General features: G+C 42.1%; 26 protein-coding genes. 4 read left to right on the forward strand and 22 right to left on the reverse strand.

Translation table 11 applies throughout. The features are described from left to right. Positions 1-87: 87 nt before the first annotated feature. From RBB56_RS07540 to RBB56_RS07550, 3 genes are all read left to right on the forward strand, one after another. On the forward strand, positions 88-468 hold the full coding sequence (locus tag RBB56_RS07540) for a hypothetical protein (protein WP_306721768.1): 381 nt from the start codon (positions 88-90) through the stop codon (positions 466-468). Positions 469-578: 110 nt separating this feature from the next. Beyond that, positions 579-1,166 (forward strand): TetR/AcrR family transcriptional regulator, encoded by a 588-nt coding sequence (locus RBB56_RS07545; RefSeq protein WP_306721769.1) that lies wholly within the window; start codon positions 579-581, stop codon positions 1,164-1,166. A gap of 111 nt (positions 1,167-1,277) precedes the next feature. Further along, on the forward strand, positions 1,278-1,760 hold the full coding sequence (locus RBB56_RS07550) for a QueT transporter family protein (protein WP_306721770.1): 483 nt from the start codon (positions 1,278-1,280) through the stop codon (positions 1,758-1,760). Positions 1,761-1,908: 148 nt separating this feature from the next. Here the strand turns inward: RBB56_RS07550 and RBB56_RS07555 are convergent, their stop codons facing one another. The 15 genes from RBB56_RS07555 to RBB56_RS07625 all read right to left on the reverse strand — a co-directional run bounded on the left by RBB56_RS07555 (position 1,909) and on the right by RBB56_RS07625 (position 15,458). Beyond that, positions 1,909-2,877 (reverse strand): DUF4097 family beta strand repeat-containing protein, encoded by a 969-nt coding sequence (locus tag RBB56_RS07555; RefSeq protein ID WP_306721771.1) that lies wholly within the window; start codon positions 2,875-2,877, stop codon positions 1,909-1,911. A gap of 2 nt (positions 2,878-2,879) precedes the next feature. Next, positions 2,880-3,698: a helix-turn-helix domain-containing protein gene (locus RBB56_RS07560; protein ID WP_306721772.1), complete on the reverse strand. Its 819-nt coding sequence runs from the start codon at positions 3,696-3,698 to the stop codon at positions 2,880-2,882. A gap of 196 nt (positions 3,699-3,894) precedes the next feature. After that, complete coding sequence (locus tag RBB56_RS07565; RefSeq protein ID WP_306721773.1) at positions 3,895-6,429, reverse strand: hypothetical protein; 2,535 nt, start codon at positions 6,427-6,429, stop codon at positions 3,895-3,897. 64 nt (positions 6,430-6,493) lie between these two features. Beyond that, the gene (locus RBB56_RS07570; protein WP_306721774.1) at positions 6,494-7,630 is read right to left on the reverse strand and encodes a class I SAM-dependent methyltransferase; all 1,137 of its coding nucleotides are present in this window, start codon (positions 7,628-7,630) and stop codon (positions 6,494-6,496) included. 155 nt (positions 7,631-7,785) lie between these two features. Beyond that, positions 7,786-8,178: a hypothetical protein gene (locus RBB56_RS07575; protein WP_306721775.1), complete on the reverse strand. Its 393-nt coding sequence runs from the start codon at positions 8,176-8,178 to the stop codon at positions 7,786-7,788. 68 nt (positions 8,179-8,246) lie between these two features. Beyond that, entirely contained in the window at positions 8,247-8,651 is a 405-nt protein-coding gene (atpC, locus tag RBB56_RS07580; protein ID WP_306721776.1) for an ATP synthase F1 subunit epsilon, read from the reverse strand. 10 nt (positions 8,652-8,661) lie between these two features. Beyond that, positions 8,662-10,068, reverse strand: coding sequence for a F0F1 ATP synthase subunit beta (gene atpD / locus RBB56_RS07585; RefSeq protein ID WP_306721777.1), 1,407 nt, complete (start codon positions 10,066-10,068; stop codon positions 8,662-8,664). A 17-nt stretch (positions 10,069-10,085) separates the two neighbouring features. Beyond that, on the reverse strand, positions 10,086-10,952 hold the full coding sequence (gene atpG, locus RBB56_RS07590; protein ID WP_306721778.1) for an ATP synthase F1 subunit gamma: 867 nt from the start codon (positions 10,950-10,952) through the stop codon (positions 10,086-10,088). A 20-nt stretch (positions 10,953-10,972) separates the two neighbouring features. Then, entirely contained in the window at positions 10,973-12,487 is a 1,515-nt protein-coding gene (gene atpA, locus RBB56_RS07595; protein WP_306721779.1) for a F0F1 ATP synthase subunit alpha, read from the reverse strand. Between the two features lie 66 nt (positions 12,488-12,553). After that, positions 12,554-13,102, reverse strand: coding sequence for an ATP synthase F1 subunit delta (atpH, locus tag RBB56_RS07600; protein WP_306721780.1), 549 nt, complete (start codon positions 13,100-13,102; stop codon positions 12,554-12,556). Further along, on the reverse strand, positions 13,090-13,608 hold the full coding sequence (gene atpF, locus RBB56_RS07605) for a F0F1 ATP synthase subunit B (protein WP_306722111.1): 519 nt from the start codon (positions 13,606-13,608) through the stop codon (positions 13,090-13,092). Before atpF ends, atpH begins: the two co-directional genes overlap by 13 nt. 61 nt (positions 13,609-13,669) lie before the next feature. Further along, positions 13,670-13,924, reverse strand: a complete 255-nt coding sequence (gene atpE, locus RBB56_RS07610; RefSeq protein ID WP_306721781.1) for an ATP synthase F0 subunit C — start codon at positions 13,922-13,924, stop codon at positions 13,670-13,672. Between the two features lie 101 nt (positions 13,925-14,025). Next, positions 14,026-14,745 carry a F0F1 ATP synthase subunit A gene (gene atpB, locus RBB56_RS07615; protein ID WP_306721782.1) on the reverse strand — a complete coding sequence of 240 codons (720 nt, stop codon included), beginning with the start codon at positions 14,743-14,745 and terminating at the stop codon, positions 14,026-14,028. Positions 14,746-14,788: 43 nt separating this feature from the next. Continuing rightward, positions 14,789-15,226 (reverse strand): hypothetical protein, encoded by a 438-nt coding sequence (locus RBB56_RS07620; RefSeq protein ID WP_306721783.1) that lies wholly within the window; start codon positions 15,224-15,226, stop codon positions 14,789-14,791. Continuing rightward, entirely contained in the window at positions 15,180-15,458 is a 279-nt protein-coding gene (locus RBB56_RS07625) for an AtpZ/AtpI family protein (protein ID WP_306721784.1), read from the reverse strand. The genes RBB56_RS07620 and RBB56_RS07625 overlap by 47 nt, the downstream gene beginning before the upstream one ends. 296 nt (positions 15,459-15,754) lie before the next feature. On the opposite strand from RBB56_RS07625, the gene RBB56_RS07630 reads away from it, so the two are divergent. Next, positions 15,755-16,231: a DUF402 domain-containing protein gene (locus RBB56_RS07630; protein WP_306721785.1), complete on the forward strand. Its 477-nt coding sequence runs from the start codon at positions 15,755-15,757 to the stop codon at positions 16,229-16,231. A 121-nt stretch (positions 16,232-16,352) separates the two neighbouring features. Here RBB56_RS07630 and RBB56_RS07635 read toward each other — a convergent pair whose 3' ends face one another. The 7 genes from RBB56_RS07635 to RBB56_RS07665 form a co-directional block, all read right to left on the reverse strand. After that, complete coding sequence (locus RBB56_RS07635; protein WP_306721786.1) at positions 16,353-17,525, reverse strand: cell wall hydrolase; 1,173 nt, start codon at positions 17,523-17,525, stop codon at positions 16,353-16,355. A gap of 91 nt (positions 17,526-17,616) precedes the next feature. After that, on the reverse strand, positions 17,617-18,096 hold the full coding sequence (locus RBB56_RS07640) for a deoxycytidylate deaminase (RefSeq protein WP_306721787.1): 480 nt from the start codon (positions 18,094-18,096) through the stop codon (positions 17,617-17,619). 50 nt (positions 18,097-18,146) lie between these two features. After that, on the reverse strand, positions 18,147-18,776 hold the full coding sequence (gene upp / locus RBB56_RS07645) for a uracil phosphoribosyltransferase (RefSeq protein ID WP_306721788.1): 630 nt from the start codon (positions 18,774-18,776) through the stop codon (positions 18,147-18,149). A gap of 64 nt (positions 18,777-18,840) precedes the next feature. Beyond that, the gene (gene rpiB, locus RBB56_RS07650) at positions 18,841-19,293 is read right to left on the reverse strand and encodes a ribose 5-phosphate isomerase B (RefSeq protein ID WP_306721789.1); all 453 of its coding nucleotides are present in this window, start codon (positions 19,291-19,293) and stop codon (positions 18,841-18,843) included. Between the two features lie 17 nt (positions 19,294-19,310). Next, entirely contained in the window at positions 19,311-19,478 is a 168-nt protein-coding gene (locus RBB56_RS07655) for a hypothetical protein (RefSeq protein WP_306721790.1), read from the reverse strand. Beyond that, positions 19,472-20,536 carry an L-threonylcarbamoyladenylate synthase gene (locus RBB56_RS07660; RefSeq protein ID WP_306721791.1) on the reverse strand — a complete coding sequence of 355 codons (1,065 nt, stop codon included), beginning with the start codon at positions 20,534-20,536 and terminating at the stop codon, positions 19,472-19,474. Before RBB56_RS07660 ends, RBB56_RS07655 begins: the two co-directional genes overlap by 7 nt. 118 nt (positions 20,537-20,654) lie before the next feature. Beyond that, entirely contained in the window at positions 20,655-21,371 is a 717-nt protein-coding gene (locus RBB56_RS07665) for an N-acetylmuramoyl-L-alanine amidase (protein WP_306721792.1), read from the reverse strand. Positions 21,372-21,399: the final 28 nt, after the last annotated feature.

Below are 21,399 nucleotides of genomic sequence, written 5' to 3' on the forward strand. Positions count from 1 at the left end.
AAATTCATTGACAAGGTAATCCTCGGTATATATACTAAACATACTAAGTTACACTTTTAGTTCATATATGGACAAAAGGGAGGAAGCATGAAAAAAATAAATTCTATCGGATATGGAGGAAAAATACTTGGTTGTGCCACCATTTTTACACTAGTAATACCTGGAATTATGCAGATTATTATGTTTGCTTATAAAAGCCGAATTCTTGCCGCCTGTGTGAAAATCTCCTTTGGAATCGGCATTTCTATTATAGTGTTTTTTATTGGGTTACTTGCGGTAGAATTTCATCAAGATAAACGAATGAATATATATTATGAAACTAAGAAGGACGAGAAGTTGGTTTTAGGAAGAGGATTGTATGAATGTCAAGCCTGCGGAAACAGAGGCGTAAAATCAGAGGATAAATATTGTAGTGTTTGCGGTATTTTGTTTAAGGAAAAAGACGAATCAAATGAAACAAACCCATAAATTATTCTGAATGTTGTACATAGCTTTTTCGCCGGCAAAGGGATAAGCAGCGATTTTCTTTGGGGGATTAAAAGCGCGCACGAAATTGAAAGGGAAAGGTCAGAAGCAATATGCCACGATTTAGTGAAAATGAAAAAGAACAAATAAAAACAAGGCTACTAGCGGAGGGAGAACGTCTTTTTGCAACATATGGCCTGAAAAAAATTACAATAAATGAAATAGTGTCAGCTGTAAATATAGCAAAGGCAACTTTCTATACATTTTATGATAGTAAAGAATATCTCTTTCTCGACATTGTCCAAAATATTCAATTAAATATTTTTATGGAGCTTGACCTTTTATTAGAGACAAATATCGCCTTGACTAACAAACAACGCGTCAGACAAGTATTTAGCACCATGTATGATTTGATGTTACAATTTCCTATCCTTTCTCAAATTGATAACCGCACTTTGGAGCTCATTTCCCGTAAAGTTTCAAAAGAGCGTTTGTCCGTATTTGCAAATCAAAACCTTGATGCAGTTTTTATATTAGACAAACATGAAATTAAGTTTAACTGTACACTTGCAGTTGCTTCTCATACTTTTCAAGCGTTGTATCACGGATGGCTGAGTCTGCAAGGTCAAAAAAGTGAAATACAGGAAATGGTATTGGATATTCTTTTGAATGGCGTGATTGAGCAAATAGTGAATGATTGAGCTTAAGTTAAGGCTTGACACTTCCTCTTTTCGTGATATACTGAAAAAGTTACGATATCGTGTGTTCGAGACCTTCCACACGTAAAACAAAACTAAAGGAGACAATTCTATATGAACAAAAAATCTTTACTTATCGTCCAGGCAGCTATGATCGCTGCTATTTATGTTGTGCTTACTTTTATAGCCAACGCCTTCGGCCTTGCCAATTATGCGGTACAGGTTCGTTTCTCGGAAGCTCTGACGATTCTTCCCTTTTTTACCCCGGCAGCAATACCGGGATTATTTGTCGGTTGCCTACTTAGCAATATTCTGACCGGATGCGCTCTTCCCGATATTGTATTCGGAAGTCTTGCTACCTTAATCGGAGCATTTTTCACTTATAAGCTCCGCCGTTATAAATGGCTCGCTCCGGTTCCACCTATTATCGCTAATATGATCGTAGTTCCTCCTATACTGCTTTATGTATACGGTATTCGTCCTCTATGGCTATCCTTTGTTACGGTTACTGCCGGAGAACTTATCTCCTGTGGAATTCTGGGAATGCTTCTGTTATTCACACTGGAGAAATACAAAGACCGCATCTTCATTGCATAAGGGCAAAAATATTCTATTTGAACATAATACACCAAGGTCTTTTTACAAATTAAAAAGATGTTTTGACCAAGAAGTTCTCTATTACGGTCAAAACATCTTTTTTATTTCATACATATTGCAAAATTTTCCTCTGCAGTTTGGTTTTATATTACCTGAATTTTACCGATGTGTTACCGCTTGAGGTCGTTGTTTCTATCGCCGTTTGTACATTATTTCCATGCGTTCCACTCGCTCTGTTTCCTTTTTTGTTATAGGAAAGGGATTCATCGAAATCTGTATTGATTAATCCACTACTTGCATTCGCCTCATAGGAAAAAGCACTTCCCTCCGGAATTGTCAGGCGGATATTTCCACTGGATGCTTCCGCTTCTACCTTCGTCCCTAACTGATCGAATTCAACATTGATATTTCCGCTGCGGGCCATTGCCTTCAAGCTTCCGGATGCTCCTTTTACTGCAATATTTCCACTGGAGGCCGCTACCTCAGTATCACCCGCTCCACCATCCAGCCTAATATTTCCGCTGGAGGTCACTATCTTTCTTGTACCCTCTGCCTTATGGAAAGAGATATTTCCACTGGAGGCAGTTGCCGTTAACTCGCTGGCACTAACTTCATTACATGAAATGTTCCCGCTTCTTGCGAGCAGATGACATTCATTAAAGTCGTAATCCGATTCCGCCTTAATATTTCCGCTGGAGGTTTCTATATTTATATTTTTGTTATATGATTCGGGGAGATACACTTCTACTCTTTCCATTCCCAGCGGAAATCCGAATAAATAAATTTCATGAAATCCTTCTAATTTCTTGACATGCAGGGTATTTCCTTCCTTTTCTATTCTCGAATCACCCTTTCTATTCCTGTGCAAGTATTCCTTGATAATAATCTTATCCGCATCTGCTTTGTACAAAATAATATTTTCACTACTATATGCAATTTCAATATTGTCGATATCCTCTGCCGCAAACTCCTCTGTATTTCTTAACTCGACCATTCCTATCCCTCCTAAAAAGCGAATGGCACCATAATTATACCTGCGTGCATAGCTGGCAGATGCCACACCGATAACTACTGCTGCACACAGAAAAATAACGAAACCTATCCACATCTTCCTCATATCTATTCCTCCGCACTTTCATCCGAGTAGGGGGAATCGTATACCTCATCCTCCTCTTTATCCCAGAATCCCTGCATATATGGAACCAATGCATAATATAGAGGAATCGTAAGATAAACAACCCATCCGGGATGCCACGCTCCCATGAAGAATCCTATACAAAGAAACAATAAAGTCGCTAATACAGGATATGCAAAAATATGCATATTCTTATTCCTTACTGCCGATGCAAAACTGCCCCATAAGGGAATCAGAAGGAACAAAAGCCACGCCGGATGCCATGCATTGAAAAACGTGCCTAAGACAATATAGAATATCACGACAAAGATAGTAATAGGAAAGTTGTTGCGATAATCATTCCATTCCCTATCATACTTTTTCCCATTGACATATACCCCATTCTTATCCACATGAACGCTATCTCTTCTCTTTTTATCATCTACATGGATGCCGTCCCATCCTACATGTACTTCACTTCCATCTTTATCCCGTACATGTACTCCTCCAAAACTTACATTTACATATTCAGCCTTATTATCATCATAATAAGAAGCTTTTTCCGCAGACTTTTCCTGCACATTTTCCACTTCTACGTTATCTTTAGGGAGCGGAATCTCATCTTCTGTCTGTAACAATTCATCCAAGGATACACCATACAGCCTTGCCAATAATATAAGGTTATCCGTATCAGGAGATGCCTCCGCCCTTTCCCACTTGCTTACCGCCTGTCTGCTGATTCCCAACTTTTCGGCTAAAGCTTCCTGTGAAAAATTATTGCTCTTTCTTAAATTCACCAGCCGATTTGCAATTTCGATATTCATAATACCTCTCCTTTTCCAATGGGGTCGTTCCCAATTTTTATTCGGTGTTACTCTTCGTTCCTTGAGCTTATTATAGAAATTGCACCTCAGTTGCACTACCAATTCTAGTTTGAAAAGCCGCAACTTTTGGTTGCGAATGGCGTAGACATGCCGTTTTTGTAACAGTTCAGCCTCCTCACCGTTACCCGTTTTTACACTATTTCTCTCTGATGTAAGTGATAAATCGATTACCATTTTCTTCAAACATCTGCTTGGAATCGTTCATCCCCTTTTTATAGATCGTGCCTGTAAGCGGATCCATTAAAACTGTATTGAGTTCATTGAAGCCGATAATAAGGACCGCACTTCCATCATTCAAAGTTGCCAGTACCGGAATATCCTTATTCGTGTAATATAAAATAGCGTCCAGACTGCATCCTGTCAGATCCAAAACCCGCACATCCTCCAGATTACTTCGCATAATATCCAGAATATTTTCTCCCCGGCTTAATAAGTATTCTGAATTGCGCATAACCCCCTCGTATTGAAGTATCGTATCCAGACATACGGCAAGACTATTTTTTTCCTCCGTAATCCCGGCTTCCTTAATCGCCATAATCTGGTTTTTCAGACTTCGATTACCACGAATCCAGACATAATCTCCCTTTTCATTCACTACGATACCGGATAGCTCATAAGCGAGATTAACCGCATTTCCTTCGTCGGTGAATATCCCGGATATCCCATCTTTGCTATATACATAATATCGCATAACATCATCTTCTTTTTCCTTTAATACAATTTCCCTGTCCCCCTCGAATAATACCTCCTTAGGGGTCAGCCTTTTCAAGGCTTTCGTATCAATGGCGCTCTTTACCGCTATCTGCACTATCTTCTGATATTCCTGTGTCGCAACGGTCTCTATCATGTTGTTACCGACAGTCTCTATTTTAGTATTGATAATCTGATCATTGGCTATCTCAACATAACTCCCGGATTCTTCCTTTTTCACCCGATATAAGTTAATTTGATTGCCTTGAATTTCACTGCCTACCACATAGGTATCCGACTGCTTATAGGATTTCAGTACTTCGCCGCTTTCATTTTGTATCTTAATATAATACATAGGGAATAGTATGCTTCCTGTATTCTCATGAACGATGTCATCGCTCTTGGCAAGGCCATATATTAAGTCCTCTCCCATGAAACCGAGGGGAGCAATATATTCTCCTGCTCCTGCATCTATCTCTGTCTTTTCCTTCGTATTCAAATTCATAAGAATCAACTTTTTACTCTCATGACGCTCTCTTCCAGTCTGCCATACGAGCATACGGTTCGAATCTGACACTTTGAAGCTGCCTTCCGTCAGACCGGCAATCATCACTTCACATGTCCTGTTCTCTAAGTTAACCGCATATACCGTTCCCTCATGAATAAAAAAGAAGATGCCTGACTTATTAATATAGGAAAGCTGGTCGATTTCTGCCTGAAGGACATCAAAGGAGCTATCGCTTGGAATATAGGCAAGTTCTTCCACAGTATTCAAAGGACCGCTGAAATGATATACCGCAATCCCCACTTCTCCTTCATGCTTTCCTCTGTTCATATATCCATAAACAATGAACTGAACATTCCCGGATTCATCCACATTCAATATCTTTATCTCGTGCTTTTGCCATGTGACCCTGGCATCGCTATAGTCTCCATTATAAAATCCGAACAACCGTGACAGCTTATCTTCCGTTATGTTATAACAATACAACTGATTTCCGTCTGTAAACGCCAAAACATTGCCACCGTCGCTTTCTGCCAGGGAAATGGATGAGGGCGATGTAATTCCAAGCTTAATTTTATTATTATTAAATACGTCTGACTTTTCATCAAAAACCTGCTTCATAGTTCTTTCGAAATCCAACAGATAAATTCTATCGGAAGTATAACGAATACGGTAAAATTCCTTCACACGAAAGAGGTTGATGTGCTTTCCCTGCCCCAAAGAAACGATATAGTTAAGTTCAAAAGCTCCCGTCTGTGTTGAAAGTTCCTTCACCTGTAAATCGGGTTCTGTCACTTTCTTAACAGCCAACTCGCCCCATGTTACCTGGTTAAAGCTGCTGTGTATTGTAACCTTGCTGTACGTCGTATTATCCCCTTCGGAATTAGATTCCAAATATTTCGTCAGTTCTTTGGCAGCTTCCTTATCAAAAGTTCTTTTATGAAAATCAAGTACATAATCGATTTTCTCATCTGCATAATAGCTCTCCGCCTGAATAATCCGCGTATAATAATAAATCGTTCTTCCATTGCCATCCTCAAGCAAAAGAACGAGCATGTATTCCGTATTTTCCTCAATTAAGTCCTTAATGGCGAACTCCGCCCGAATCGTTTCCTCCGTTTCCTCATATTGGGAAACTTTTGTGCTCTCCACCAGGCGGCTTCCGTCGATACTTCTCACTTCAAAGGAGAGACTTTCTACGCTTGCTCCATATTTATCGACAGTGAATACTACTCTTCTTCCCTCGCCGAGAGGTGTAAGGCAATCTCTTTGAAAACTCGTTTCCATACTGTCCTTATATCCATGCAGGCTGTTCACCTCTCTGTCCCCTGCAAACATGCGAATTATCGGATAAGTAGCCGGTGCCATCTCCATTGTCATTTCGGTATTTCCCTGATTGAGAGCTATGCTGCTTAAGAAAAGCGCTAATAAGAATACCGCCGCTATATATACACATTTTATTACTGTCTTTTTCATTTATACGACCATGATCCTTTCAAAGGCTGGCAGTACGCAGGCCTGCTGAATAGTTACCACTTTATTACATTAATTTCTGCAAGGTAGTTTCTATATTCATCGCCTTTGTCATTTTTTTCACATTTGTCTCCTTGCGCTTCCCTGTGTTCACTGATCTGCGCACTCCCCGAATCAGTATATTTTTGGGGGTATGTTCCATATCTATAAATTCCAAGATCTGTACCTCATATCCTTGCTCCTCCAATAGGTTAGCTCGCACGGCATCTGTAATAAGTGCCGATATCCTCTCCTTAATTAAGCCATATTTTAATAGGGGGGCAAGTTCCTCACTCATAATCTGAGCATTTACCTCATGTTGGCAACAAGGTACGGAGAGAATTGCTCCCGCCTTCCATTGTACCGCTTTCGCAATGGCATAATCCGTTGCAGTATCGCAAGCATGAAGAGTAACGACCATATCTACCTCATTTTCATCATTCTCAAAAGTGCTGATATCTCCATATAAAAATGTAAGTCCATGATACCCATATCTCCCTGCCAGCTCATTACAGTTTGCAATTACCTCTTTCTTCAAATCAAGTCCTATAATCTGCACATCGAACTTCTGCAACAGGTCGAGATAGTAATACATGGCAAAGGTGAGATAAGATTTCCCACATCCAAAATCTATAATACGAAGAGTCCTATCCTTAGGGAGTGTGGGCAAAATATCTTCTATAAATTCCAAAAAACGGTTAATTTGCTTAAACTTATCATATTTAGAACGCACAATGTTACCGTCCACGGTCTGTACTCCCAAATCGATAAGGAAAGGAACCGGAATCCCTTCCTCCAGAATATAGGATTTCACCCGATTATGGGATAAATCCACTGACTTTCTTTCGTTTGCAGACAGCTTCCGATTTATCGTTACCTTTCCTTTTTTACTCACAAGTATCGTTGCCTTCCCATTGACTGCTTCTATTTCACATTGGCGAAATTCTTCTGACATATATGTCATAATTTTTATAAGTATGGCCTCTTTTTCGAAATTTTCATGAAATACCTGGGTTCCTATATATGATGTTTCTTGAAAACATAATTTATTTTTCAGCATTACAGGCCTTATTTTCACTTTGCTTTTCTTATCTTTATCTCTGGGATTACTTATAACGATCCGGTACAGATCCTCTGTAATCATTTCTCTTAATAATTCTTCCATTCTTCGATTCCTTTTGTTCCGCGCACGTAGCTGCGCATATTTGCCCGTAGGGCTTTTATATCACAGGAAAAACTTTCTATAATATAATAACATAAATATAGCCATGGCAGTAAATGCCATGACTATATTTTACTGACTTTGCGGTAAAACTACAACTAAAACTTTAAAATCCCGCTATTGCCTCGATTATGCCTTCTTTTATATACCTCGTAGCAAAGAATAATCTGCACCAAATCAAAAATAGAATCCCATTTTTCTTTCGAAATCACGGTATCTTTATTCGTCTCCTCTTCCTTCTTTCTAATAACCTCCAGGACACTCTGAGAAAGTCGGTACATTTGCCATTTATCGGGATATTCATCATAAATCATACTGCCTTCATAATCCAGCTTATCCAATATACCGGCAATTATCTTCTGGTATTTCTTCGCCTCCATAGGATACATCTGCTGTAAGTATTCCAAATCCCTGGTTGCCGTATCTTCTTCTTGATAATAAAGCGGCAACGGATATGTCATATAAAAGGGTAAAATTCTTTGATTATACATGAAAACTTCCTTCACGGAAACACTATTTTTATGTTATCATATGCATTTTTCCCTTTTTTGACTTTCTTTTATGGCAATGTATGGATACGCGCCATCGCTCTTTGCAAGGCTGTTTCGGCTCTGAGCATATCGGTTTCCGGGGTCTTCGTACGTATTCTTTCCTCGGCACGTTCCTTCGCCGCTTCCGCTCGCCTTCTATCGATTTCATCCGGCCATTCTACAAGTTCTGCAAGAATAGTGACGCTATCCTTTAGAATTTCTACGAATCCTGCGTGCAAGGCCGCATGACGCACTCCATCCTCCATCGTAATCGTAAGGACTCCCGGTTTCACTATTACTGTAGTAGGAACGTGTTCCTTATAGATACCTATTTCACCTTCTGTTGTATTGAACTCCACCATCACAGCCTCACCTTCATAGAAGGTCCGTTCCGGCGTGATGATTCTTAGTTTGAAATTTCTATTATTCTCCATATGCTCCCCCTTATTTCACGCGGGCGAGCACGTCATCTATACTTCCGGCATTCAGGAAATAGCTCTCCGGTATGCTATCATGTTTTCCTTCCAGAATCTCTTTGAAACCGCGAATGGTCTCAGCCACCGGAACATACTTTCCTTCCAATCCCGTGAACTGTCCGGCAACGAAGAAAGGCTGTGATAAGAATCTTTGTACCTTTCGCGCGCGTGACACTACCAGCTTATCCCCCTCGGAAAGTTCATCCATACCGAGGATAGCGATAATATCTTGTAATTCTTTATATTTCTGAAGAATCTCCTGCACACCGCGTGCTACTTCATAGTGCTCCTCACCGAGAATTCTAGGATCCAATATTCTGGATGTCGATTCCAACGGATCAACTGCCGGATAAATACCCAATTCCACAATAGAACGGGATAATACTGTCGTTGCATCCAAATGAGCAAAGGTCGTAGCCGGTGCCGGGTCCGTTAAATCATCTGCAGGTACATAGACTGCCTGCACAGAAGTAATGGAACCGTTTCTCGTAGAAGTAATACGCTCCTGTAATGCACCCATCTCTGTTTGCAACGTTGGCTGATAACCTACTGCTGAAGGCATACGTCCCAGCAGTGCGGATACCTCGGAACCGGCCTGGGTAAAGCGGAAAATATTATCGATGAATAAAAGTACGTCCTTACCGCCCTTATCCCTGAAATATTCAGCCATTGTAAGACCGGTAAGACCTACTCGCATTCTCGCTCCCGGCGGCTCGTTCATCTGTCCGAATACCATTGTCGTCTTATCGATAACGCCTGACTCTATCATTTCGTGATAAAGGTCATTTCCTTCTCTCGTTCTCTCTCCAACTCCTGTAAATACAGAATATCCGCCGTGCTCTGTAGCAATGTTACGAATAAGTTCCTGGATCAACACCGTTTTCCCTACTCCGGCGCCGCCGAACAGACCAATCTTACCACCCTTTTGATAGGGGCAAAGAAGGTCAACAACTTTGATGCCTGTCTCCAACAACTCTGTCTCCGTAGATTGCTCCTCAAAAGCAGGTGCCGCTCTATGAATCGGCTCATATCCTACTTCGGAAGGTACCGGCTTATTATCGATGGGCTGTCCCAGAACATTGAACATTCGTCCCAGTGTATTCTCTCCAACAGGTACTGTGATAGGAGCCTTCGTCGCAATCGCTTCCATGCCTCTTACAAGTCCATCGGTCGGCCCCATGGCAATACATCTTACCGTATCATCTCCCAAATGCTGAGATACCTCTACTACCAGCTCTCCGCCGTCCTTAGTAGGAACCTGAATAGCCTCATTAATTTCCGGAAGTCTTCCTCCGGAGAATTTAACGTCGAGTACAGCACCGATAACCTGGGTGACTTTTCCGGTATTCTCTATGCTTTTACTAATCTCTGCCATCTTTTTTTCCTTTCACATTAATTTGATATTGCGCCAGCTCCTGCAATGATTTCTGTCAATTCCTGAGTAATGGAACCCTGACGCGCTCTGTTGTACATTAGAGCCAAATGGTCGATCATCTCTTCGGCATTGCTCGTCGCCGAATCCATCGCCTGCATTCTCGCACCGTTCTCGCTGGCAACTGCTTCTACCAAGCCTCCGAAAATCAAGCTCGTTATATACTTAGGGATAATCATATCCAAAGCGGTGTCTTCCGCCGGTTCAAAATTCATAAGAGTTTCCGTTTCCTCTTTCTGCTCCTGAACCTTGTCCGCTTCCATGTCCACAGGCAGCAATTTTAACAGCATCGGTTCATGTACCACCGTATTTTTGAATGCCGTATAGGCCAGGTAAATTTCTCCAATCGTTCCGTCTGCGAAATCAGCGAGCACCTTTGTGCTTACATTAACCGCATCCGTATAGGAAGGTTCCTCTGCCATCTCCGAAAAGTCAGCTTTTATCGTGAAATCATGCCTTTGCAAGGCTTCTCTGCCCTTTTTGCCGATCGTATAAATGATGGAATCTTCCTTGGAGAAATCTCCCTGAGTAATCAGCTTCGTAATATTAGAATTATATCCGCCGGCCAATCCTCTGTTAGAAGTAATGACGATAACACCCTTTTTACCCGAAGCCCCGCCTGTCAAATAAGGATGATTTACCCCTTTTGTCTTCGCAAGCATGGAAATAACGGTGTCGTACATGCATTTGAAATAATCTTTCGACTGCTCCGCACGTTGTTTTGCCTTTTGCAGTTTAACGGTGGAAACAAGCTTCATGGCTTTGGTAATCTGCTGTGTACTCTGTATACTGCTTTTACGCCTTTTTATGTCTCTCATTGAGGCCATGACAACTACCTTTTCCTTTCTTATAATGAAGCTTTAAACTGCTTCTTAAACTCTTCAACCGCTTTTCTCAAGTCTTCTTCCACCTTTTGTGAAATCTCTCTCTCTTTCGCAATTGTTGTCGGAATTTCAGAATATTTCATATCCAGGAATTCGAAGAATTCACTCTCAAAACGAGTGACATTTTCTACCGGAATATCTATTAAATATTTATTAGTTACTACAAATATAATAATAACCTGATATTGTACCGGCATAGGTTTATACTGAGATTGTTTCAGAATCTCTCGAATACGCTCACCCTGTGCCAGCTTCTCTTTCGTATCCGCATCCAGCTCGGAACCAAACTGGGAAAATGCTGCGAGTTCCCTGTACTGTGCAAGTTCCACACGAATCGGGGCAGCAATCTTCTTCATCGCTTTAATCTGAGCCGCACCGCCTACACGGGATACGGAAAGCCCTGCATTAACCGCCGGACGAAAACCGGAATTGAACATTTCCGACTCCAGGTAAATCTGTCCATCGGTAATGGAGATTACATTGGTCGGAATATAAGCAGAAACATCCCCTGCCTGCGTCTCGATAATAGGAAGAGCTGTTAAAGAGCCTCCCCCGTATTCCTCGCTCATGCGCGCTGCTCTTTCCAGCAATCTGGAATGCAGATAGAATACATCTCCCGGGTAAGCTTCACGTCCCGGAGGTCTCTTAAGAAGCAAGGAGAGCGTACGGTAAGCCGCTGCATGTTTACTCAAGTCATCATAGATGACAAGAACATCCTCTCCATTTTCCATCCATTCTTCACCGATCGCACATCCTGCATACGGTGCAATGTATTGAAGTGGGGCCAGATCGCTCGCCGTAGCTGTAACGACCGTCGTATAAGACATCGCACCGTATTCCTCCAGCGTTTTCACGATAGCAGCAACGGTAGAAGCCTTCTGCCCGATAGCAACATAAATACACTTTACTCCCTGTCCCTTCTGGTTAATAATCGTATCAATTGCAATTGCTGTCTTACCGGTTTGTCTATCACCGATAATAAGCTCTCTTTGTCCTCTTCCGATAGGAACCATGGAGTCAATTGCCTTAATACCTGTCTGTAATGGTGTGTCTACTGATTTTCTTGTAATAACGCCAGAGGCAACTTTCTCAATTTTTCGATATTTATCCGTGTGTATCGGTCCTTTTCCATCAATAGGCTGACCGAGAGCATTTACTACACGTCCAAGCATCGCATCTCCGGCCGGCACCTCCACCACTCTTCCTGTGGTCTTAACGGTATCGCCCTCGTTAATATTTTTATGGCTGCCAAGAAGTACCGCACCGACGTTATTTTCTTCCAGATTGAGCACCATGCCGTATACTTCCCCCGGGAACTCCAAAAGCTCACCCTGCATCGCATCTTCAAGGCCATATACACGTGCAATACCGTCCGCAACCTGAATTACCGTACCTACATCCGACACTTCCAACTCAGACGTATATTTCTTAATCTGCTCTTTAATAACAGAACTTATTTCTTCCGGTCTTAAATTCATGAATCTGTTCGCACCTTTCTTAATTTTTAGGTTTTAAGTAACTGTTTCATACCTCACAGTTACAGCTTAAGACAATTGAATACCTATTAACTGCCTTGTCAGCTCATTCAGCTTCGTTCTGACACTGCTGTCAACCACCCTGTCTCCGATTCTTATGACCATACCTCCAATTAATTCCTTATCCTCAGCATAGTTCATCTCCATCTTTTCATAGGATGTAGTCTCCAAAAGCTTCTGCTCAATCCGTATTTTCTGCTCATCCAAAAGCGTCGTTGCCGTTGTTACGGTAGCGACGCCGATTCCCTTGAATTTCTTAATCTCAGCCAGAAAATAATCGAGAATGCCATCTAATTCGCCATAGCGGTCTTTCGTCACAATCAGTGTTAGAAAACCGGTCAATTCGTCACAAATACGCCCTTTAAATACGTTTTCAAGAACCGACACCTTTTCTTCCTTTAGAACTTTCGGATGGTTCATGAGCCGGCTAAACTCTGGATTTTCAGCGAGCACAGCCTTTATTCCTTCCATTTCTTCCACAAACACATCGACTTTTTCTTCTTCCACCGCAAGCTCGAATAAAGCTTCTCCATATACCTTTGAAACTAGCTTAGCCATGTGCTTTCACCTATTTCTTTCAACGTCTCATCAATCAAAGTATCCTGTATCGCAGTATCGATCGAGGCGCTCACTACTTTACCGGCCATCAGGGAGGCGATTACTATCATTTCACGTTTCACGTCTTCCATCGCCTTCTTCCGCTCAAGCTCTGCTTCTGCCTGCGCCCTTTGTATAATTCCTGCCGCTTCTTCTTTCGCCTCCGAAACAATTCTATTCCCATTAACGAGCGCTTTTTTGCGCGCTTCGCTCAATATCTCTTCGGCTTCTTTGTTAATATCTTTCAGTTTATTCTCATAATCTGCTTTCAGCGCTGACGCATCTTCCATGCTCTTTGCCGCAGTATCCAATTCTCCTCTGATTTTATCCTGCCTTTTTTGCATCACATCCCTTACCGGATTGAACAAAAGCTTAGAAGCAATTAAAAATAGCGAGAACACGGCAATAATCATGAGCGATGCATCTGCAAGCAATTGAAGGTCCAGATCGAATAATCTCGGTTCCATTTGCCCCGTCGCCAAAATCAAACCCGTAGCTGCTAATTTATCCAACACAAAATCCTCCTTTCTATTTTGCCAGAGGTTTCACGAATAAGAGCAGCATCGCGATAAGAAGTCCGTAAAGACCAGTTGTCTCCGCTACTGCCTGTCCTAAAAGCATCGTAGAAGTGATATCCGACTTCGCGCCCGGATTTCTTCCTACTGCCGCTGCCGCATGTCCTGCCGCAATACCCTGTCCTACACCAGGTCCGATACCTGCAATAACAGCAAGTCCTGCACCAATTGCCGAGCATCCTAATACAAAGTTCGTGTTAAATTCCATTCTAAATTTCCTCCTTGATCGCTAAATATAATATCGTTTTGTTTTCTTAAAGAATTCCGTCTTGTGGATTCTTTTTTATTAATTTCATATTCAATTTTTCATTACTCCGTCGCACATGCATTGGAGATATACGTCATCGTAAGCATACAAAATACATACGTCTGAATTGCTCCTGAGAACAAATCAAAATATACATGAAGCGCTGCCGGCCATATAATCGCTATCTTCGATAACAAACCGTAAATCAGTGCCATCATAACAACACCCGACAAAATATTGGCGAACAGACGCAGCGATAGCGATATAGGTACCGCCACCTCTCCAATCAAATTAATCGGTGCCCATATGGGCCAGGGATCACACAAGCCCTGCAAAACTCCCTTTACCTTCTGGTATTTGAACTGATTGTAATGAATAATCGCAAACGTCATAATACCAAGAGCTAAAGTAACGCCATAATCGGCAGTCGGCGGTCTGAGCCCGAATAAACCAGAAATATTGCTGATTAGAATGAAGATAAATATGGTTCCGATGTAATTGCGGAAATTGACCGCATGTTTTCCCATTACTCCGCCTACCATATTGTCGAGCATCTCTACAATCAGCTCCGCAATATTCTGAAACACTCCGGGAACCTCACTCGCATGCTTTATCGCCCGATTCACTGCCGCACAGAAACCTATGATAACAAGCATTACGATTAAAACACACACATGTGTTGTTGTTATCCAGACGGTTTGCCCAAACAGCTCGTACGAAAATATACCGTGCACCATAAAGTCGATGCTATCAGCTGCGGATAACAAAATTCCTTGTTCCATCCTTTCATCTCCTTATGTTTATTTATGTTCCTGCCAGGATACCCTATTTCTTCTCCGGCATATCCTCCCTGTAAAAGGAGGAACATATTCTATGAGTAATCGGCTGAGCATAAGCCGCTACTTTCAATCCCATCAACGCCAAAAATGCAGACAACGGATTAGCTATTTCACTGAGCATAATGATAGCCAACACAACTACAATAAACAGATATCTGATAATATTATATTTGGTGAGCTGCTTCTGCGCTGCATCCTGTGAGTAATTCAACGCCCTGTCAAGTCCCCACCACATGTGAGCACCAGCTCCTGCTGCTACCGCTGTACCCAGCCATATTCCAATACTGTAATTGAGCTTATCTGCCACAAACCATATACCGGTCATCTGGCAGAGAAGCCCCCAGAAAACAATACCGACAATTAACTCAAGCAGTGTTCTATCTATCTTTTTTCGTTCTCTCTGCATCCGATTTCTTTTTCCCATACGAGGTGTCTCCCTTGCTCTCCATGGTATATATTCTCCGAGCAAATATAAATACATTGCGAAATCCGGCTAAAGCCCCGATAAAGAATAATATAATCATCCAATAAGCTGTACCTAACTTCTCATCGATATACATTCCGGCAAAAGAACATAAAAAAACAGGGACGAGCATATTAATACCGAATTGAGTAATCATTGTCAATGCATGGTATACATTTTTCCCGTATTTCAATGCGCTTCCACCTTTCTGTTCTTTGCCGACCCTTTTATTGATTATACCGATTTTCTTAGCTCATGTCTAGCACAATACACAGAAATACCTTTTCAAATTATGTTATTTACCGGGTTGACTTTTATTTTCTTTGCATGTAATATTTTGAAGTATATACACTCATAAACGCATACCTTGTCCGCACGCGGCCACGGTATGTTTCTTGCACACTCGCCTTGCTCGGCGCAGTATAATATTGCTAAAATATTTATACATAAGCGCCGCCATTTATGATCCGCGGCGAGACAGGAGGGCTTATGGCAAATCCCATTCTTTATCGTCAACGAATCATTCCGGATGAACGTATCCTTTTAAAAGATGACATCATTGTCACCTGTAGCGAGGACGTTATCGTCACTAAATGGAATGCACTGAAACCAAAAAAGGATCTCCATCACGGCTATTCTTGTTATTTGCTGAAGCAAGGACTTAAGGTGAGTAAATTTTACCGCGAAGACGGTTCTCTTCTCTATTGGTATTGCGACATTGTGGAGTATATCTATGATTCTGAAACAAATTCCTTAACCTCTCTCGACCTTCTGGCAGATGTTATTATTTATCCCGATGGCTTTGTGAAGGTTATCGATTTAGACGAACTTGTGACTGCTCTTAATAACAGTCTTTTGGAAGAAGATCTTTTAAAGGAGTGTTTACTCCGTCTCAATCAGCTCCTGCAAATTATATATAACGGCAGCTTTTACACCTTGCAGCAATATATCGAGGATATATTATAAGGTTTTATTGAATTACATATTATATATACTGAATAAGAGCCACTATACAGGGATTATATCACATTACCCTTTATAGCGGCTCTTACTATATTTAGAGTTCTGCGACCCTAAGAGCTTATTTTTAATAAAATACGTGGCCTCCGATTCGAATGCCGCTCAACCCCTCGATAGGAGTGCGGAAATACACGCAATTTCCTACATTCGTATTCCCTTTCATAGCATCATCTGCCGCCTGGTAACAACTGGCAGTCGCCTTTCCTTCTGCCAGAGCAATCGCAAGCCGTCCGCTTCCCACCGGCGAGAACTGTGATCCCTGATAAATAACACCTACCACCGAATCAGGATATACAGAGCTTAGTACGCGGTTAATTACAACTGCTCCTACAGCAAGCTGCCCGGTATAACCTTCTCCCCCTGCTTCACAATAAATCAAATTCGCCAAAAGATACCGATCTCCCTCGGCAAAGCTCACCTCGGAAATATCCCTCCATGCTGACTGTGCCGCTAACTGTGAGAGACGAATTTCCTCTGCCAACTTCGCCTGCAGCTCAGAAATACTCGCTTCCTGTTCCTTAATTCGCTGTTCATAGGCAAGGGCATCCGCCTCCGCCTGTGAGATTTCATTTTTCTTACCGGCTATATTGCTGGAAGTTTGTCCTACAAGGCCTGATACCCGGCTCTTTTCCACTTCTACCTTCGCCTTATATTCATCCAGTTCTTTTTTCTCTTCTTCCAATTGCTTCTCTGCTGCCGCAATTTGTTCCTTTGTTTCCGCATATTCTTGCAGCTTCTTCCTATCATAAGAAGATAGCTGTTCAATATAATCGCTCCGATTTATAAAATCGGAGAAATTTGCGGATGCAAAAAGTACTTCCAGCATAACATAATCCTGCGTTTCATAGATAAATTGAATTCTCTTTTTCATGCTTTCATACTGCCACTCTTCTGTAGCCTTTGCATCTGCCAGTTCTTCCCTTGTCTGCTCTATTTCATCCTCTTTATCACTAATTTTATTTTCCAGCTCTTCCAGATTATCGCTAACCTCTTTCAATTGATTGTTAAGATTATGTAGATGTCCTTGTAAGGAATCCTTTTCTTGATTTAAATTCTGCAGCTCTTCCTGTGTCTGGCTCAAGTTCTCTTCTGTTTCTTTTTTTTCATTCTGAGCTTCCTGCAGCTTCTTTCTTGTAGCTTCTGTCGCATATACATTGGCTGCAGTCGTCGTAGGAATCATTCCCGCCAGCAATGCTATCGTGAGCATCACTGCCATATTCTGTTTTCCTTTGTACTTCATAACTTTCCGCCCGCCTTATGCTTCGCCAATATGCAACCATCCGCCGTAACTGTTCAGTAAATGCGCAGACCTACTGAATAGTTACTATCCGCTACATATCAAGTTCTACCTTACGTCCTGTTCTCTGGTATCTGTAATATCTTATGCCCGCTGCATCCAGCATGCGTTTCGACGCCATCGTTGTCGGTGTATCTGCATATTTATCACTATCGTAGACAATTGTTTTAATCCCTGACTGAATGATAGCCTTCGCACATTCGTTACAAGGGAACAAAGAAACATATATCTTAGCCCCCTCCAAGCTGCCTCCTCTATAATTCAATATGGCATTCAATTCGCTATGTGTAACATATGCATATTTAGTATCGTACACTTCTCCTTCTCTATCCCATGGAAATTCATCGTCAGAGCATCCTGACGGAAAGCCGTTATAACCCATGGATAAAATCTTATTATCCTCACTGACAATACAAGCCCCCACCTGTGTGTGAGGATCTTTAGAGCGCATCCCCGACAGCTTCGATACGCCCATAAAATACTCATCCCATGAAATATAGTTCTTTCTTTTCATTTTTAAACTGTACCCCTTTCAAAGTCGGAGACTTCGCGCCTAAGCTATTCTTATTTCGTTCCGAATATTCTGTCTCCCGCATCCCCTAATCCGGGAATGATATATCCGTGATCATTCAGCTTCTCATCCAAAGCGCCAATATACATATCCACATCAGGATGCATATCTTTCATCTTTTCCACACCCTCCGGAGCTGCCAGGATACACATGAAATGAATATTTCTACATCCCTTATCCTTAAGCATCTGAATGGCTGCCACTGAGGAACCGCCTGTCGCAAGCATCGGGTCTACGACAAATACCTCTCTATCCGCACAATCAGCAGGAAGTTTACAATAATATTCTATCGGATTCAAGGTGTCCGGATCACGATACAGGCCGATATGTCCTACCTTAGCTGCCGGAATTAATGTCAACATACCATCCACCATTCCAAGCCCTGCCCGAAGAATCGGAACAATTGCCATTTTCTTACCTTTAAGCACCTTTGCCGTCGCTTCACAAATCGGTGTTTCTATTTTCACATCGGCAAGTGGAAGATCTCTCGTCGCTTCATAGCAGATTAAAGTTGCAATCTCGCTGATCGTCTCTCTGAAATCCTTCGTTCCCGTATCTTTTCTTCTGATATAACCAATCTTGTGCTGAATGAGCGGGTGATCCATAATTACTACTTTTGCCATTGCAATACCTCCTGTGTACGCTGTTTGTTTTATTATCTTAATGACTTACTATCTGATAAGTTTATTATCTCATAAACTTCTCTTCTACCGCTGCAATTGCGTTAACTCTTCTGGAGTGCTTCTCCTCTTCGGAGAATTCCGTGCGAAGAAATTCTTCCACGATACCGAGTGCAAGATTAACCCCTACAATACCTGCACCGAGCGCGAGTACATTCGCATCATTATGTTCCCTTGTCAGCCTGGCAGAGACAGTGTCCGCACAGAGAGCACATCGAATTCCTCTTACCTTATTGGCCGTAATGGAGATACCAATTCCCGTTGTACAGATTACAATTCCCTTTTCACATTCACCTGCAGCTACCGCTTCCGCAGCCGCACGTCCAAATTCCGGATAATCACAGGATTCCATTCCCGAACAACCGTAATCCTTATAAGCAATTCCTTTCACTTCCAGATATTTAATAATTTCTAATTTCAGCCCATAACCGCCATGGTCACATCCTAATGCAATTGTCATAAGTTTCTCCTTTATTCTTATTTTCTCATATATTGTAACTGCTCAGCACCTTCACAGTTACAAAAGCAAAGATTGCTTTGTGAAAATCCATTGGAATCACCTTCGGTGATGGGATTTCCACCTGTTTTACCACATATTCTTACGATCAGTGCAGAAATTGCGCAAATCTGCTGAATAGTTACCATATATGTTCTATATGATGCCCTGCCGCTTTTAACAGCCGATTCATAATGGCTTGTCCAATGCCTCCGCTCTTTGCCGTGTCATCAAAAGCCTCTGAATAAATCGCCGTCACCCCTTCATCATCGAATTCCCGCAGTATCCGATAGAGTGCCCTTGCAATGGATTCCTCATCCTCTCTTTTGCCCGCACTTTTAATACTATCTCCTATATAAAGAGAAATAGTCGCGTCCGTTCCGATAATTCCGACCTTTTCTCCTCCCTCACGCATCCTCTCCGCTCTTCGATTAATTTCCTTCACTACATCTTCCTGCGTTCCGGCAATAATCGTAAGATTCCCTTTTGGTGCATAATGTCTATACTTCATACCCGGAGCTTTCGGTGCTTTGTCAGTGGTATCGCTTAAAATCGTCCGGTCAACCTTCACCTCGCCGAGAACCTCTTCCAACATTGCTTTCGTAATATAACCGGGACGCAGTATCATCGGAATCTCCTCTGTCAAATCAACAATCGTTGACTCCAGCCCGATACCCACTTCTCCGCCGTCTATTAGCATTTCTATTCTACCTGACATATCTTCTTCTACATACTTCGCAAGAGTAGGACTTGGTTTACCCGATGTATTCGCACTCGGTGCCGCAATATATCCGCCCGCTGCCTCGATAAAAGCGAGAGCCACCTTATGCCGCGGCATCCTGACTGCCACCGTATCGAGTCCCCCTGTTGTCGTATAAGGTATTTTCTCCGACTTATGAAGTATCATAGTAAGAGGTCCGGGCCAGAAAACTTCCGCCAGTTTCCATGCCGTCTCCGGCACTTCCTTCACAATTGCCTTCATATCTTCCCGCCTGCAAATATGCACGATGAGCGGATTATCGGAAGGTCTTCCTTTCGCCCGATATATTCTTTCCGAGGACTTCTCATTTAAGGCGTCCCCGCCAAGTCCATACACCGTCTCCGTGGGGAAGGCCACCAGACCGCCGGATCTTATAATGTCTCCGGCATCCGCCAATATTTTTTCATTTATGCTCTGTTCATCCATAAGAACAATTTTTGTTTCCATTTAATTTCACCCCGTATAGTATACCACAATCACTTTTCTTTGTCTCTACTTATGTAAGAAGAATAGCACCAAAAGATCACGTTTCGTTTGCTATGAACACCATCGGTGTGAACAGTAACTACTTTGAGTTCAAATACTGCAATACTCCCATATGTACCGCCCATGCTGCCTGTTCTTGATAAGTTCTCGAATTCAATTTCTCCGCTTCTCCCCTGTTCGATAGAAAACCGCATTCTACAATGACAATTGGTACCGATGTCTTTTTTAATAAATAATAACTATCATTCGCTTTCGCTTCTCTTTTATTATTCGGGTCTACCCCTGCTACAAATCTCTTTTGTATCAGCTCTGCCAGATACTTCCCGGTCGCGCTCCCGGTATAATAGAAGACCTGTGCCCCATGCACATATTCCTCCTGGTAGCTATTTTGATGAATGCTCACAACAATGTGCGGTTTAGCTTCCTCGATAATAGCAATCCTGCGCTTCATATCCTGCACTTTCTTGTTAGAGGTATTATCATCATACAGACCGCCATCATCCGTTCTCGTCATAACTACCTCAATATCAGCCGCCTCGAGAAAATCCTTCACCAACATCGCAATTTGCAAATTGATATCTTTTTCTAAAGCGCCGTTAATCCCAACCTTTCCGGGATCTGCTCCTCCGTGTCCTGCATCGATGACAACACAGATTTTCTCGCCCTTATGCTGTTCTGAGAGCACTTTGTCCGCATTAACATAGGCGGCCCCCTCCCTCGCCACAAAATACATGGACACCAGAAGAATTGCCGCCATTACAATGCCTAAAATCTTTCTCTGTTTTTCATCTATCATGGATTTCTCACTTATATTCTCACCATTA

This window comes from Kineothrix sp. MB12-C1 (assembly GCF_030863805.1).
Lineage (GTDB): Bacteria > Bacillota > Clostridia > Lachnospirales > Lachnospiraceae > Kineothrix.

Excerpts from the sequence above, each read along its gene's own strand:
- atpG (WP_306721778.1), bottom strand. The coding sequence starts at position 10,952 with ATGGCCTCAATGAGAGACATAAAAAGGCGTAAAAGCAGTATACAGAGT.
- RBB56_RS07540 (WP_306721768.1), top strand. The coding sequence starts at position 88 with ATGAAAAAAATAAATTCTATCGGATATGGAGGAAAAATACTTGGTTGT.
- RBB56_RS07635 (WP_306721786.1), bottom strand. The coding sequence starts at position 17,525 with ATGAAGTACAAAGGAAAACAGAATATGGCAGTGATGCTCACGATAGCA.
- RBB56_RS07570 (WP_306721774.1), bottom strand. The coding sequence starts at position 7,630 with ATGGAAGAATTATTAAGAGAAATGATTACAGAGGATCTGTACCGGATC.
- rpiB (WP_306721789.1), bottom strand. The coding sequence starts at position 19,293 with ATGACAATTGCATTAGGATGTGACCATGGCGGTTATGGGCTGAAATTA.
- RBB56_RS07550 (WP_306721770.1), top strand. The coding sequence starts at position 1,278 with ATGAACAAAAAATCTTTACTTATCGTCCAGGCAGCTATGATCGCTGCT.
- atpA (WP_306721779.1), bottom strand. The coding sequence starts at position 12,487 with ATGAATTTAAGACCGGAAGAAATAAGTTCTGTTATTAAAGAGCAGATT.
- RBB56_RS07620 (WP_306721783.1), bottom strand. The coding sequence starts at position 15,226 with ATGGGAAAAAGAAATCGGATGCAGAGAGAACGAAAAAAGATAGATAGA.
- upp (WP_306721788.1), bottom strand. The coding sequence starts at position 18,776 with ATGGCAAAAGTAGTAATTATGGATCACCCGCTCATTCAGCACAAGATT.
- atpE (WP_306721781.1), bottom strand. The coding sequence starts at position 13,924 with ATGGAATTTAACACGAACTTTGTATTAGGATGCTCGGCAATTGGTGCA.
- RBB56_RS07655 (WP_306721790.1), bottom strand. The coding sequence starts at position 19,478 with ATGGTAACTATTCAGCAGATTTGCGCAATTTCTGCACTGATCGTAAGA.
- RBB56_RS07640 (WP_306721787.1), bottom strand. The coding sequence starts at position 18,096 with ATGAAAAGAAAGAACTATATTTCATGGGATGAGTATTTTATGGGCGTA.
- RBB56_RS07560 (WP_306721772.1), bottom strand. The coding sequence starts at position 3,698 with ATGAATATCGAAATTGCAAATCGGCTGGTGAATTTAAGAAAGAGCAAT.
- RBB56_RS07665 (WP_306721792.1), bottom strand. The coding sequence starts at position 21,371 with ATGATAGATGAAAAACAGAGAAAGATTTTAGGCATTGTAATGGCGGCA.
- atpB (WP_306721782.1), bottom strand. The coding sequence starts at position 14,745 with ATGGAACAAGGAATTTTGTTATCCGCAGCTGATAGCATCGACTTTATG.
- atpH (WP_306721780.1), bottom strand. The coding sequence starts at position 13,102 with ATGGCTAAGCTAGTTTCAAAGGTATATGGAGAAGCTTTATTCGAGCTT.
- atpD (WP_306721777.1), bottom strand. The coding sequence starts at position 10,068 with ATGGCAGAGATTAGTAAAAGCATAGAGAATACCGGAAAAGTCACCCAG.
- RBB56_RS07630 (WP_306721785.1), top strand. The coding sequence starts at position 15,755 with ATGGCAAATCCCATTCTTTATCGTCAACGAATCATTCCGGATGAACGT.
- atpF (WP_306722111.1), bottom strand. The coding sequence starts at position 13,608 with ATGGAACCGAGATTATTCGATCTGGACCTTCAATTGCTTGCAGATGCA.
- RBB56_RS07545 (WP_306721769.1), top strand. The coding sequence starts at position 579 with ATGCCACGATTTAGTGAAAATGAAAAAGAACAAATAAAAACAAGGCTA.
- RBB56_RS07575 (WP_306721775.1), bottom strand. The coding sequence starts at position 8,178 with ATGTATAATCAAAGAATTTTACCCTTTTATATGACATATCCGTTGCCG.
- atpC (WP_306721776.1), bottom strand. The coding sequence starts at position 8,651 with ATGGAGAATAATAGAAATTTCAAACTAAGAATCATCACGCCGGAACGG.
- RBB56_RS07660 (WP_306721791.1), bottom strand. The coding sequence starts at position 20,536 with ATGGAAACAAAAATTGTTCTTATGGATGAACAGAGCATAAATGAAAAA.
- RBB56_RS07565 (WP_306721773.1), bottom strand. The coding sequence starts at position 6,429 with ATGAAAAAGACAGTAATAAAATGTGTATATATAGCGGCGGTATTCTTA.
- RBB56_RS07555 (WP_306721771.1), bottom strand. The coding sequence starts at position 2,877 with ATGAGGAAGATGTGGATAGGTTTCGTTATTTTTCTGTGTGCAGCAGTA.